Source organism: Nocardiopsis flavescens (genome assembly GCF_900141985.1).
In the GTDB taxonomy this organism is placed as follows: Bacteria; Actinomycetota; Actinomycetes; order Streptosporangiales; family Streptosporangiaceae; genus Nocardiopsis; species Nocardiopsis flavescens.
In genome coordinates this window covers 702233-714778 of record NZ_FQZK01000001.1, presented here as the reverse complement: position 1 = coordinate 714778, position 12546 = coordinate 702233, and the positions used below count along the sequence as shown (strand labels likewise).

Here is a 12546-nt window from a genome sequence, read left to right as displayed (position 1 = left end):
CGGCCGGTCGCCCGCTCACCGGGTCGGCCCCGTGCGCGACCGGGCCTCCCGGCCCACTCTTTCCGAACGGTGTTCGGTAAGGTGGCGCGCATGGATTCCGCGCGCATCTACAGCGAGGCCCAGGAGCGACTGCTCGCCCTGGCCGAGGGGCTCGGCCCCGCCGCCCTGGACACCACCGTCCCCGCCTGCCCCGACTGGACCGTCCACCGGACCTACGCACACCTCGCCGGGCTGTGCGCCGACGTGGTCGCCGGAACCGTCACCCCGCCCGCCTCCGACGAGGTCACCGCCCGCCAGGTCGCCGAGCGCGAGGGCCGCGGCATCGCCGAGGTCTGCGACGAGTGGCGCGCCGCCGCCCCCGCCCTGCTCGACCTGCTGCGCACGCAGACCCGGCTCCGCTACCGGCTGCCCGCGATCGACGTCTGGACCCACGACAACGACATCCGCGGCGCCCTGGGGCTGGAGCCCGTCACGGAGCACGCCGACACCCTGCTCGACTTCGCCCTCTCCGGCCTGGCCCGCGCCTGGCCCGAGCAGGCGACCGGCCCGGTGGTCACCGCCACCGACACCGGCCGCTCCTGGACCCTGGGCGCGCAGGGCGGCCCGCACTGGCGGGGCACCTCCTTCGAGCTGTACCGCGCCCTCATGGGGCGGCGCACCGCCGACCAGATCGCCGCCATGGACTGGACCGGCGACCCCGGCCCCTACCTGACCGCGCTCTCCCTGATGCCCGCCGCCCGCGAGCCCCTGTCCGTCTGAGGCCCGGGCGGCCGGGGCCTCAGGGCCGGTAGGGGACGCGGTCGACCGCGCGCACCTCGCCCAGGGTCGACCACTCGTTGCGGCCCAGCCGCGCCAGCGGCCGCAGCAGCTCCGCCACCGGCAGACCGTCCCCGCCCAGCACCCCGGCGTCCACCGCCACGTGCACCACCCGGCCGAACACCACGGTCGAGGAGCCGAACCCCACCGTCGAGTGCAGCACGCACTCCAGCGCCACCGGTGAGGCCGCCACCCGGGGCGGGCGCACCGCCGTGCTCCGCTCCCGCGCGATCCCCAGGGCGTCGAACTCGTCCACGTCCGGCGGGTAGGGGGTCCCGGAGGCGTTGACCTCGTCCCACAGCGGTTCGGGTGCCAGGTTGACCACGAACTCGCCGGTCGCCTCCGCGTTGCGCAGGGAGTCCTTGCGCCCGGTGGAGGTGAACTGCACGACCGCCGGATCGGAGCTGGCGATGGTGAAGAACGAGTGCGGGGCCAGGTTGTCCACCCCGTCGGCGGAGGTGGTGGAGACCCACGCGATGGGCCGCGGCACCACCACCGCGGTCATCATCCGGTAGAAGGCCCGGCCGGGCAGGTCCTCGGGAGTCCATTCGGTGCGCATGGCCACCGATTATCCACGGGAGGGGCGCCGATCGGTGACGGCGCCCGGGGCGGCGGGCATACCCCGGGCATGGAACTGGTCTCAGCAGACGATATCCGCGCCGCGGGCGCCCGCCTCCAGGGCGCGGTCGTGCGCACCCCCCTCACCGCCGGACCGCCCGGGGGACCGGCGTTCCTCGTCAAGCCCGAGAGCCTCCAGCCCACCGGCGCGTTCAAGCTGCGCGGCGCCACCAACGCCGTCGCCCTGCTCAACCCCGTCCAGCGCGCCTCGGGGGTCATCACCCACTCCTCCGGCAACCACGGCCAGGCCCTGGCCTACGCCGCCGCCCGCCTGGGCGTGCCCTGCACGGTGGTGGTCCCCGACAACGCGCCGAAGGTCAAGGTGGACCGGATGCGCGACCGCGGCGCGCGGGTGGTCCTCGTGCCGCCTGCCGAGCGGGCCGCGGTCGCGGAGGAGATCTCGCGCGCCGAACTCCTCGCCCTGGTCCCGCCCTTCGACGACCCCGCCGTCATCGCCGGGCAGGGCACGGTGGGCCTGGAGATCCTGGAGCAGTCGCCGGAGGTGACCACGGTCGTCGTCCCGGTCGGCGGGGGCGGGCTGGCCTCGGGCGTGGCCACGGCGGCGTGGACCGTCCACCCGCGCCGGGTGCGGGTGATCGGGGTGGAACCGGAGCTGGCGGCCGACGCCGCCGAGAGCCTGGACCGGGGCCGCCGCGTCCCCTGGGAGCCCGAGCGCACGCACCGCACCATGGCCGACGGGGTACGGGTGTGCCTGTCGGACCTCACCTTCGAGCACCTGCGCCGCCGCCTGGACGGGATCGTCACCGTCACGGAGGACGAGATCGCCCGGGCGGTCGCCCACCTGGCCCTGGGGGCTCGGGTGGTGGCCGAGCCCAGCGGGGCGCTGGCCGCCGCGGCGGTGCTGGCCGGGCGGGTGCCCACGGTGCGGGGACGGCCCGAGGCCACGGTCGCGGTGGTCTCCGGGGGCAACGTCGACCCGGACCTGTTCTCCCGCCTCCTCGCGGAGCACCGCTGATCAGCCCGGACGCGGCGGGACGCCGCCCGGTGCGCCGGCGGCACGCCCCCGCCGACACGGTGGTGCCGTACGGGGCCGCCGGGCACACGGCCCGGCTCGTCCCGGGCGCGGTCCTCCACGGGGACGCCGACCGCGACCGCGACCGCGTCTCCGGTCCGGGGACGGTCGCGGTCGCCCCCGCGTTCCCGCGTTCCCGCGGGACCGGGGACGCCGGGCGGGCGCGGGGTCAGGGGGCGCTCTCGGAGTGCTCCCGGCCCTCGGCCCCGCGGCGGTCCCGCTCCTCGCGGTCCTCGCGGCGGCGCAGCGCCATGTCGCTCAGGGCCGCCGTGCCGAAGGCCAGGATGATCCCGGTGATCAGCAGCAGGGTCCACAGGGCGGTGCCGAAGGAGTCGGGGTCGGTCAACGGGGCCTCCAAGGGGTGCGGAACGCCGACCCCACAACCGTAATAGGCGTTAACTTCCGGACCCACTGTTCGCGGGTGTGGGCTGCGTCATGCCCGCCGGGCCGGCGCGGGCGACCGACGCGGATGCCCGGTGCGCCCTCCCGGAGGACGGGAGGGCGCACCGGGCCGGGCGTGTCCGCCCCGCCGCGGGCTCAGGTACCCGGGACGGGCGGCTCGGTGCCGGGGCAGGTGTCGGTGACCGCCGTGCGGGTCGCGAAGAACTCCACCGCCGTCCCGGCGCAGGGCAGGTCGGACAGGGTGCCGTGGCCGTCGTCCGCCACGCTCAGCACCCGCCCGCCGACCGCGTCGCGCATGTCCAGGGCCCAGCGATGGGGGGTGACCATCTCCCGGGTGTGGCCGACCAGCTGGAGGGGGCTCTCGCCCCGGACCAGCTCCGGCGCGCGGCCGGGCGTGGGCCAGCCCACGCACAGGTGCTCGTAGAAGCCCAGGGTGCCCATGGCGGGCAGCCGCTCGGCCCGCTCGGTCCGGTGCCGCCAGACCTGGTCGAAGTCGCGGGGGCTCTCGGAGTCGTTGCACAGCAGCGCCATCTGGGCGAAGAACGTGGCGCCGTCGGTCTCGTCCTCCCAGCCGAGCCCCGGCAGGCCCGGGTCCGCGGGCTCCGCGGTGCGCCCGGCCTCGGGGACGCCGCCGTCCAGCAGGGCGGCCAGTGCGGACGCGTTGCGCGGCCACTCGCGCTCGGGCGTGGCCAGCAGCGCCGTCACGGCGTCGTGGTCCACCACCGTCCCGTCGGGACCGGTGCGGGGATCCTCCTCCAGTTCCTCGCGCAGCTCCAGCACCCGCTCCCGCAGCGGCGCGGCCTCTGTGCCCAGGCCGTAGACGGCGTCGTGCGAGGCCGTCCACTCGCTGAACCGGTGGAACACCTCCTCGCCCGCCTCCGCCTGGCCCGCCTCCAGGGTGGAGACACTGGTGTCGGGGGAGACCACCGAGTCCAGCAGCATGGCCTCCACCCGGTCGTCGAACAGGGAGCGGTAGGCCGCGCCCAGCAGCGACCCCCACGAGACCCCGTAGAAGCCGACGGTCTCCGCGCCCAGCGCCTCCCGGACCAGGTCCATGTCGCGGGCGACGTTCTCCACGGTCAGGGACTCGACCAGCTCCGGGTCGGCGGCGTGGCACTCCCGGTTGATCCGGGCGTGCTCCTCCGCGACGCCGCGCGCCCGCTCCCGGGGGCTCAGCTCCGGCGAGGGGTCGGGCACGGCGAAGCCGTACTCGCACTCCAGGGCGTCGCTGTGCCCCACCCCGCGCGGGTCGAACCCGACGAGGTCGTGCCGCAGCCCCAGGTCCCGGGCCTCGCCGTCCAGGATGTGCCCGGGCGTGGCCACCCCCTGGTGCCCCGGACCGCCGGGGTTGAACAGCACCGGGTAGTCGTTGGACTCGGCGGCGGGCACCCGGGTCACCGCGATCCCGAGGGTGCGGCCGCCGGGGTCGGCGTGGTCGAGGGGCACGGTCACGGTCGTGCACAGGGTGCGCCGGTCGTCCTCGTCCCACCCGGCGGCCACCTCCGCGCAGAGCCGCCAGTCCGTCTCGGGGGAGGGCTCCGCGCCCGCCGGGGCGGGGGCGGTGGTGAGCAGCAGGCCGGACACCGCGGCCAGCGCGACACCGCGTACAAGGGGCATGGGGTCTCCACTCGTGGGGGAAGGGGGCGGGTCCGAGGGGGCCGGGGCCCGGAGCGGCCGGACCCGGTGCCTCGGAGTCGCCCCCATGCTACGTTCGGCCACCACGGCGGAACGTGCGCCCGCAGGACGAACCGCCCCGTCTCCGAAGTCCCGGAGCGGCGCCCGCGCGCCACACCCTTGGTCGGTGCCGCCCCCGACTTTCGTCGGCCCCGGGACCGCCGCCCACCGCCGCCGTGTCCGCGCGCGCCGCGTGCCCGGTCCCCGCTCGCCTTGCGCCCGGCCCTCGCCGGTGTGCGCCCGCGGTGCGCCGGGCTCCCGGCCTGTGCGTTGCCCGGCCCCCGGCCGGCGTGTGCCCGCTGTCCGACCGGCTCCCGGTCCGCGCGTGCCCCGTTCCCGGTCCGCGCGTGCGCGTCGGCGCGTGACGCCCCTCCGGCGTGCGCCGGTGCGGGGTGCCGCGCGCACACGAAGGGCCCGGGACCTCCCGGTCCCGGGCCCGAGCCCTCTGCGTGGGGGAGTGCTAGAGGATGGACCCCGGCGTGTACGCCGCCGCCCGCGGGTGCAGCGCCGTGAGCGCGTCGATCCGCTCCACCACCGCGGCGACCTGCTCGGCCGCCGCGCCCGTGAACGTGATCCGGTCCGCCAGCAGCGCCTCCAGCTCCGACCGGCCGAGCGGGAACCGCTCGTCGGCGCCCAGCCGCTCCAGCAGCAGGTTGCCCGCGCCCTCCTGGCGCATGGCCAGGGCCGAGCCCACGGCGTGCTCCTTGATCAGCTCGTGCGCCGTCTCGCGGCCCACGCCCACGCGCACCGCGGCCATGAGCATCTTGGTGGTCGCCAGGAAGGGCAGGTACCGGTCCAGCTCCGCCGAGATGACCGCGGGGAAGGCGCCGAACTCGTCCAGCACCGTCAGCATCGTCTCGACCAGGCCGTCGAAGGCGAAGAACGCGTCCGGCAGCGCCACCCGGCGCACCACCGAGCACGACACGTCGCCCTCGTTCCACTGGTCCCCGGCCAGCTCGCCGGCCATCGACGCGTAGCCGCGCAGGACCACCGTCAGCCCGTTGACCCGCTCGCACGAGCGCGTGTTCATCTTGTGCGGCATCGCGGAGGAGCCCACCTGGCCCTCGGCGAAGCCCTCGGTGACCAGCTCGTGCCCGGCCATCAGCCGGATCGTCTTGGCCAGCGACGACGGGCCCGCCGCCAGCTGCACCAGCGCCGTCAGCACCTCGAAGTCCAGCGAGCGCGGGTACACCTGGCCCACGCTGGTGAACCGGTGCGCGAACCCCAGGTGGGCCGCCACCTCGTCCTCCAGCTGCGCCAGCGCGGCGCGGTCGCCGCCCAGCAGGTCCAGCATGTCCTGGGCGGTGCCCACCGGGCCCTTGACGCCGCGCAGCGGGTACCGGGCGATCAGCTCCTCCAGCCGCCCGAACGCCACCAGCACCTCGTCGGCGATCGACGCGAACCGCTTGCCCAGGGTGGTGGCCTGCGCCGCCACGTTGTGGGAGCGCCCCGCCATCACCGCGGTGTCGTACTCGGCGGCCAGGCGGCCCAGCCGCGCCAGCAGTGCCACCGTGCGGTCGCGCACCAGCAGCAGGCTGTCGCGGACCTGGAGCTGCTCGACGTTCTCGGTCAGGTCGCGCGAGGTCATGCCCTTGTGGACGTGCTCGTGCCCGGCCAGGGCGTTGAACTCCTCGATGCGGGCCTTGACGTCGTGGCGGGTGACCCGCTCGCGGGCGGCGATCGACTCCAGGTCCACCTGCTCCAGGACCTTCTCGTAGTCGGCGGCCACGCCCTCGGGGACGTCCACGCCCAGGCGCTCCTGCGCCCGCAGGACGGCCAGCCACAGCCGCCGCTCGGCGACCACCTTGTACTCCGGGGACCACAGCCGGGTCAGCTCGGCCGAGGCGTACCGGGCGGCCAGGACATCGGGGATTACGGGTTTCGCGCTCACGTTCGTCCACCCTACCGTCCTGGTCAGGGGCGCCCGCGCGCAGAGCCTCCCTCTCGGGCCCCTCGGGGCGCGGACCGCCGGCCGCCGGGCACGTGGCGCCGGGTGCCGCCCCGCCCCCTCGGGGCGCGAACGCGGACGGGCGGCCCGGCCCGGTGCGCCCGCTCCCGCGGACTTCGGGGTGGCCTTCGGGCACGGGGGAGCGGGACGGTAGGGGCACCCCTACCCCCGACCCGGTGGCCGGGCGGATTCCGCTGGGCGTCTTAGCTTCCTAACGTGGAGCCATGACCACAGGCACCGTACGGCAGCGCCCCCCGGGCGCCCCAGCAGACCTCCTCCGGGCGATGGCCCGCCCCCGCTTCCCCTTCTCTCTCTGGTCGCTGCGGGCCCTCGCCTTCTCCGTCACCACGGTGGTGACCGGCGTGATCGCCATGATGCTCGCCTTCCCGCTGTACGCGCCCTGGCTGATGGTCGCCGTCGCCCTGGTGGACCCGCCCACGGGTTCCAACCAGCGGGTGTTCCTGCTGGTCTTCGGCATCCTGGCCGGGCTGTGCATGGTCGTCTGCTTCGGCCCGCTGCTGGCCCTGCCGCTGGGGGCGGTGGAGCGCCGCCGCCTGCGCCTGGTCTCGCCCGGCCCCGCCGACAGCGGCCACCGCGTGCCCCCGCCCGGGCTGTGGGGCTGGGCCCGGACCCGGTACACCGAGGCCGCCACCTGGCGCGAGGTCGCCTACCTGTTCCTGCTCCCGCTCATCTCCTTCTCCCTGCTCACGGTCGGGGGCGCGCTGGTGGCCTTCGCCGTCGTGCTGATGCTGGGCCCGCTCCTGGTCCAGGACGCCCCCGGCTCCCAGATCAGCCTGGGATTCGTCACCGCCACCACCGTCGAGGAGGCGCTGCCGCTGACCCTGCTCTCCCCGGTGGCCCTGCTGGTCGCCGTCTACCTGAGCGGCCTCACCTCCTACGGCCACGGCGTCCTGGGCCGCGCCCTGCTGGTCGGCCCGCCCAAGGAGGAGCTGCGCGCCGAACTCACCGAGGTCACCCACTCCCGGGCCCGCCTGGTCGACGCCTTCGAGTACGAGCGCCGCCGCATCGAGCGCGACCTGCACGACGGGGCCCAGCAGCGGCTGGTGGCCCTCAACATGGACCTGGGCATGGCCCGGCTGGACGTCGACGAGGGCTCGGAGGCCGACCGCCGCCTGTCCGCCGCCCAGCGCAAGGCCGACGACCTGATCACCGAACTGCGCGAACTCGTCCGCGGCATCCACCCGCGCGTGCTCACCGACCGCGGCCTGCCCGCCGCCCTGGGGGAGCTGGCCGACCACTCGCCGGTCCCCGTCACCGTCGAGGCCGACCTGCCCCGCAGGCTCCCCTCCCACGTGGAGGGCACCGCCTACTTCGTGGTCGCCGAGGCGCTCACCAACGTCTACAAGCACACCGAGGCCAACGCCGCCACCGTGCACGCCTCCCTGGCGCCCCGCCCCGGCGGCGAGGCCCTGGTGGTGGAGGTCACCGACTACGGCCCCGGCGGCGCCGATCCGGCCCGCGGCAGCGGCCTGACCGGGATGCGCGACCGGGTGTCCGTCATGGGCGGCACAATGGACCTGTCCAGCCCCCAGGGGGGTCCCACCCGCATCCGCGTGGAGCTGCCGTGCACGATCGACCGGACGGAACCGAGGTGACGCCCGTCCCCACCGTGCTCGCCGAGGACGGCGTGCTGCTGCGGGAGGGCCTGGTGGGCGTGCTGGAGCGCTTCGGGTTCCCCGTGGTGGCCGCCGTCGGCGACGGGGACGCCCTGCTCCGGGCCGTGGACGAATTCCGTCCGGGCCTGGTCGTCACCGACATCCGCATGCCCCCCGACTTCACCGACGAGGGGCTGCGTGCCGCCGTGGAGCTGCGCCGCCGCCACACCGGCCTGGCGGTGGTGGCCCTCAGCCAGTACGTCGAGCTCAGCTACGCCTCCGACCTGCTCGACTCCGGCGAGGGCCGAGGCGTGGGCTACCTGCTCAAGCAGCGGGTGGGCGACGTGCGCGAGTTCGCCTCGGTGCTGCGCCGGGTGGTGGAGGGCGCCACGTTCGTCGACCCCGAGGTGGTCCGCCAGCTGCTGCGCCGCCGCTCCGACCCCCTGGAGCGGCTCACCCCGCGCGAGCGCGAGGTCCTGGCGCTGATGGCCGAGGGGCACTCCAACGGCTCGATCGCCCGCCGCCTGGTGGTCAGCGACGCCGCCGTCGGCAAGCACGTGGGCAACATCCTCGCCAAGCTCGACCTGCCGCCCGACGAGGACGTGCACCGCCGCGTCCAGGCGGTCCTGGCCTACCTGCGCGGCCACTGACCGGGAGCGCCCGACCACCGGCGGCCCCGCCTCCGGCGGCTCCGGGCCGGGGCGCCGCGGGGCCCGCCGAGGGCCGACGTATCGTGGTCGTGCGGGCGTCCCCGGCCCGGCGGGCCGGGTGCCGTACCCCCCGCGCGCCGCCCCGGAGGAGAGCCGATGAGACCGACCGTCGCCGCCCCCGAGAGCGTCACCTGGGCCGTGCACCTGGACCGCGCCATGTGGGTGGCGGGGGTGCGCGCCCTCATGCTCCAGGCCCTGCACCCGGTGGCGATGCAGGGCGTGTGGCAGCGGTCGGACTTTCGCGTCGACCCCACCGGGCGGCTGCTGCGCACCGCCCACTTCGTCGCCGTCACCACCTACGGCTCCCCGGAGGAGGCCGACCGGCTGGGCGCGCACATCCGCCGCGTCCACGCCGCCCTGGCGTTCACCGACCCCGCCACCGGCCGCCGCCACCGCGTCGACGAGCGCGACCTGCTGGTGTGGGTGCACTGCGCCGAGGTGGCCTCCTACCTGGAGACCGCGGTGCGCGCCGGGGTGCCCCTGACCCCCGCCGAGTGCGACCGCTACCTGGACGAGCAGTCCGCCACCGCCGCCTACGTGGGCCTGTCCCGCGACGACGTCCCGCGCTCGGTCGCGGACATGCGCCGCTACCTCGCCGCGGTGCGGCCCGCCCTGCGCGCCACCCCCGAGGCACGCCGGGCGGTCCGGTTCCTGCTGTGGCCCGCGGTGCCCGAGCACCTGTCCGCGCTGGCCCCGCTGCGCCCCCTGTGGTTCCCGGTCGGCGCCCTGTCCTACGCCGTCCTGCCCGCCTGGGCGCGCCGCGAGTACGGTGTCCTGCCCGAGGTCCCGGGCCAGGAGGCCGCGGCCACCGCCGCGCTGCGCCTGCTGCGCGCGGGCCTGGAGGCCGTGCCCGAGCGGTACTACAACCTCGTCTTCGACGAGGCCACCGTCCGCAGCGCGGAGCAGGCCCGCGAACGGCTCCTGGCCGCCGGGTACCGGGTGGAGAACGGGTTCCGCGCGCTGCGCTCGCGCACCCGCTTCCGCGCCCCCGACGATGCGGGCGCCGCCGCCCGGGCGTGAACCCGCCCGCGGCCCGCACCCACGGCCCCGCGGAGGGCCCGCGCGCCTGGTCGGGGCGCCGTGCGCGGGGGTAGCGGGGACCGGTTCCACAGCGGGTTTCGCGTGGGCGGCGGCGCCCGCCGGACAGGCTTCGGACCGTGTGCACGGCCTGGCCGGGGAAGAGGGCCGGGCGGCGGGCGGGCGGCGGGCCCTGTGTGCATGCGATGCGGGGCGGGGAGAGGGGCGTCCGCCGGACAGGCTTCGGGCCCCTGCGCGGGCGGCGGCCTCCCGGTTCCGGGGCACGGCGCATCCCGGCGGATTCCGCCCCCCGGGGGTGACCTTCGACGCGTGGCGGGGCGGTCCGCCCTGTCGGTAGCATTCCCGGCGGGCGCCCGCCGGGCGCCCCGGGGAGGGGGAGCACCGATGACGCGGACGCGGACCGAGGGCGCGGCGGGGGCGACGGACACGGCGGGCGTGCGCGTGCACACCGTCCGCCACGACGACCCCCGGGTGCGCGGCCTGCTCGACGGCCTGCTGGAGGAGTACACCGAGCGCTACGGCGCCGAGGGCGCCGCCGCCGAGCTGTCCCGGTACCCCATCTCGGAGTTCGCCGCGCCCCACGGCCGGGTCGTCCTCGCCGAGATCGGCGGCGAGGTCGTCGCCGGGGGAGCCCTGCGCCCCTACCGGCCCCGCGGCGCCGAGCGCCCCGACACCGCCGAGTTCAAGCGCATCTGGACCTCGGCGCGCCACCGGCGGCGCGGGCTGGGCCGCACGGTCATGGCCGCCCTGGAGGACACCGCCCGGGACCTGGGCTACCGCGGCGTCATCCTGTTCACCGGCCCCAACCAGCCCGAGGCCGTCGCCCTGTACGAGCGCATCGGCTACCGCTGGACCGACCCCGCCGCCATCGACGACCTGCCCTACCCCCGGGCCATCCCCTTCGAGCGCTCGCTCTGACCCGGGCCGGACCCGGGTCCGACCCCCGCGGACACGTTCCCACCTGCGACGACGCAGGTAGCGGGGGTGGCGCCCGGCGTGCCCGCGCGTTATGGGGTTCGCTATGTCCGCGGCACGGCCGCCCCAACGCCCGCCCCCGTACGATGGGCGGCGGGGCCGCCACCAGCGGTCCCGACCGGCCGCCGACCCGCAGCGGCCGACCCGGCCACCCCATGACGACCGCGACGAGGAGAGTCACGACGTGAGCGAGCAGCAGCGCCCCGGATCCGACACGAGCACCTTCGTGTTCACGCCACGCAAGAACGGCCAGGCGCAGTCGGTGTCCGACGAGCTCGCCGCGTGGATGAGCACCGGGTGGGCCGACACCGAGCGCCGCGACCTGGAGCCCATCGAGCAGGCCGGGCACACCGCCCGCCGCCGCGCCGCCGTGAGCGCCGCCTTCCCCGGCGAGCGCCTGGTCGTGCCGGCCGGACAGCTGCTCACCCGCTCCAACGACACCGAGTACCCGTTCCGCGCCGCCTCCGACTACGCCTACCTCACCGGCGACACCTCCGACGGCGGCTGCCTGGTCCTCACCCCGCGCGCCGACGGCGGCCACGACTCCGTGCTCTACCTCAAGCCCCGCTCGAACCGCGAGAACGGCGAGTTCTGGCTCGGCGGGTACGGCGAGCTGTGGACCGGCCGCCGCAACAGCCTCTCCGAGGCCGCCGACCTCTTCGGCGTGGCCACCGCCGACGTCACCACGCTCGCCGACGCCCTGCTCGCCACCGACACCGCCGTGCGCGTCGTCCGCGGCCACGACGCCGCGCTCGACGCCGTCGTCGACGAGGTGCGCGGGGACGCCGACGAGGAGGCCCGCGCCAAGTCCGCCGCCCTGGACGAGGAGCTGGGCGTCGTCCTGGCCGACCACCGCCTGGTCAAGGACGAGTGGGAGGTCGCCCAGCTCCAGCTGGCCGTCGACGCCACCGTCCGCGGCTTCGAGGACGTCGCCAGGACCCTGCCGCAGGCCAAGGACACCTCCGAGCGGTTCATCGAGGGCACGTTCTTCCTGCGCGCCCGGGTGGAGGGCAACGACGTCGGCTACGGCACCATCGCCGCCTCCGGCGCCAACGCCACCACCCTGCACTGGACCCGCAACGACGGCCCCGTCCGCGACGGCGACCTGCTGCTGCTCGACGCCGGCGTGGAGACCACCTCCCTGTACACCGCCGACGTCACCCGCACCATGCCGGTCTCGGGCACCTTCACCGACGTCCAGCGCAAGGTCTACGACCTGGTGTACGCCGCCCAGGAGGCCGGGATCGCGGCCGTCGCGCCCGGCGCCCCGTTCATCGCCTTCCACCAGGCCTCCCAGCGGGCGCTGGCCGAGGGCCTGATCGAGTGGGGCCTGCTGGAGGGGCCGGTGGACCGCGTCCTGGAGCTGGGCCTCCAGCGCCGCTACACGCTGCACGGCACCGGCCACATGCTCGGCCTGGACGTGCACGACTGCGCGGTCTCCCGCCAGGAGGTCCACCTGTACGGCGACCTGAAGCCCGGCATGGTCCTCACCGTCGAGCCCGGCCTGTACTTCCAGCCCGACGACACCACCGTCCCCGAGGAGCTGCGCGGCATCGGCGTGCGCATCGAGGACGACGTCCTGGTCACCGGGGACGGGCGCACCGTCCTGTCGGCGGGCCTGCCGCGCTCCTCCGCCGAGGTCGAGGCCTGGCTGGCCGAGCGCCTGCCGCGCGCGTAGCCGCCGCCCCGCACCGGCCCGCCGGCCCGTCCCCCGCA

Annotated in this window: 11 protein-coding genes; 7 read left to right on the top strand and 4 right to left on the bottom strand. The window is 76.3% G+C overall.

What is annotated here, in order from left to right; all coding sequences use genetic code 11:
• The first annotated feature begins 90 nt into the window (after positions 1 to 90).
• Positions 91 to 759: a maleylpyruvate isomerase family mycothiol-dependent enzyme gene (locus tag BUE45_RS03260; RefSeq protein WP_073374679.1), complete on the top strand. Its 669-nt coding sequence runs from the start codon at positions 91 to 93 to the stop codon at positions 757 to 759.
• A gap of 19 nt (positions 760 to 778) precedes the next feature.
• Here the strand turns inward: BUE45_RS03260 and BUE45_RS03255 are convergent, their stop codons facing one another.
• Complete coding sequence (locus tag BUE45_RS03255) at positions 779 to 1375, bottom strand: flavin reductase family protein (protein ID WP_073374677.1); 597 nt, start codon at positions 1373 to 1375, stop codon at positions 779 to 781.
• A gap of 69 nt (positions 1376 to 1444) precedes the next feature.
• On the opposite strand from BUE45_RS03255, the gene BUE45_RS03250 reads away from it, so the two are divergent.
• Complete coding sequence (locus tag BUE45_RS03250; protein WP_073374675.1) at positions 1445 to 2410, top strand: threonine ammonia-lyase; 966 nt, start codon at positions 1445 to 1447, stop codon at positions 2408 to 2410.
• Positions 2411 to 2636: 226 nt separating this feature from the next.
• Here the strand turns inward: BUE45_RS03250 and BUE45_RS31635 are convergent, their stop codons facing one another.
• The 3 genes from BUE45_RS31635 to purB all read right to left on the bottom strand — a co-directional run bounded on the left by BUE45_RS31635 (position 2637) and on the right by purB (position 6434).
• On the bottom strand, positions 2637 to 2813 hold the full coding sequence (locus BUE45_RS31635) for a histidine kinase (RefSeq protein WP_143173243.1): 177 nt from the start codon (positions 2811 to 2813) through the stop codon (positions 2637 to 2639).
• Positions 2814 to 3004: 191 nt separating this feature from the next.
• Entirely contained in the window at positions 3005 to 4486 is a 1482-nt protein-coding gene (locus BUE45_RS03245) for an alpha/beta fold hydrolase (protein ID WP_073374673.1), read from the bottom strand.
• 517 nt (positions 4487 to 5003) lie between these two features.
• The gene (gene purB, locus BUE45_RS03240; RefSeq protein WP_073374671.1) at positions 5004 to 6434 is read right to left on the bottom strand and encodes an adenylosuccinate lyase; all 1431 of its coding nucleotides are present in this window, start codon (positions 6432 to 6434) and stop codon (positions 5004 to 5006) included.
• A 281-nt stretch (positions 6435 to 6715) separates the two neighbouring features.
• Here purB and BUE45_RS03235 point away from each other — a divergent pair, with 281 nt between their 5' ends.
• The 5 genes from BUE45_RS03235 (at position 6716) to BUE45_RS03215 (ending at position 12508) form a co-directional block, all read left to right on the top strand.
• The gene (locus BUE45_RS03235) at positions 6716 to 8107 is read left to right on the top strand and encodes a sensor histidine kinase (protein WP_073374668.1); all 1392 of its coding nucleotides are present in this window, start codon (positions 6716 to 6718) and stop codon (positions 8105 to 8107) included.
• Positions 8077 to 8757, top strand: coding sequence for a response regulator (locus BUE45_RS03230; protein ID WP_073374666.1), 681 nt, complete (start codon positions 8077 to 8079; stop codon positions 8755 to 8757). The genes BUE45_RS03235 and BUE45_RS03230 overlap by 31 nt, the downstream gene beginning before the upstream one ends.
• Positions 8758 to 8913: 156 nt before the next feature.
• Positions 8914 to 9837, top strand: coding sequence for an oxygenase MpaB family protein (locus tag BUE45_RS03225; RefSeq protein ID WP_073374664.1), 924 nt, complete (start codon positions 8914 to 8916; stop codon positions 9835 to 9837).
• Positions 9838 to 10239: 402 nt separating this feature from the next.
• Positions 10240 to 10773 (top strand): GNAT family N-acetyltransferase, encoded by a 534-nt coding sequence (locus tag BUE45_RS03220; protein WP_073374662.1) that lies wholly within the window; start codon positions 10240 to 10242, stop codon positions 10771 to 10773.
• A gap of 241 nt (positions 10774 to 11014) precedes the next feature.
• Entirely contained in the window at positions 11015 to 12508 is a 1494-nt protein-coding gene (locus tag BUE45_RS03215; RefSeq protein ID WP_073374660.1) for an aminopeptidase P family protein, read from the top strand.
• The last annotated feature ends 38 nt before the right edge of the window (positions 12509 to 12546 follow it).

Bases quoted from the DNA above. Each gene is read 5' to 3' on its own strand.
- BUE45_RS03245 (WP_073374673.1), bottom strand. From the start codon at position 4,486: ATGCCCCTTGTACGCGGTGTCGCGCTGGCCGCGGTGTCCGGCCTGCTG.
- BUE45_RS03225 (WP_073374664.1), top strand. From the start codon at position 8,914: ATGAGACCGACCGTCGCCGCCCCCGAGAGCGTCACCTGGGCCGTGCAC.
- BUE45_RS03235 (WP_073374668.1), top strand. From the start codon at position 6,716: ATGACCACAGGCACCGTACGGCAGCGCCCCCCGGGCGCCCCAGCAGAC.
- BUE45_RS03220 (WP_073374662.1), top strand. From the start codon at position 10,240: ATGACGCGGACGCGGACCGAGGGCGCGGCGGGGGCGACGGACACGGCG.
- BUE45_RS03260 (WP_073374679.1), top strand. From the start codon at position 91: ATGGATTCCGCGCGCATCTACAGCGAGGCCCAGGAGCGACTGCTCGCC.
- BUE45_RS03255 (WP_073374677.1), bottom strand. From the start codon at position 1,375: ATGCGCACCGAATGGACTCCCGAGGACCTGCCCGGCCGGGCCTTCTAC.
- BUE45_RS03250 (WP_073374675.1), top strand. From the start codon at position 1,445: ATGGAACTGGTCTCAGCAGACGATATCCGCGCCGCGGGCGCCCGCCTC.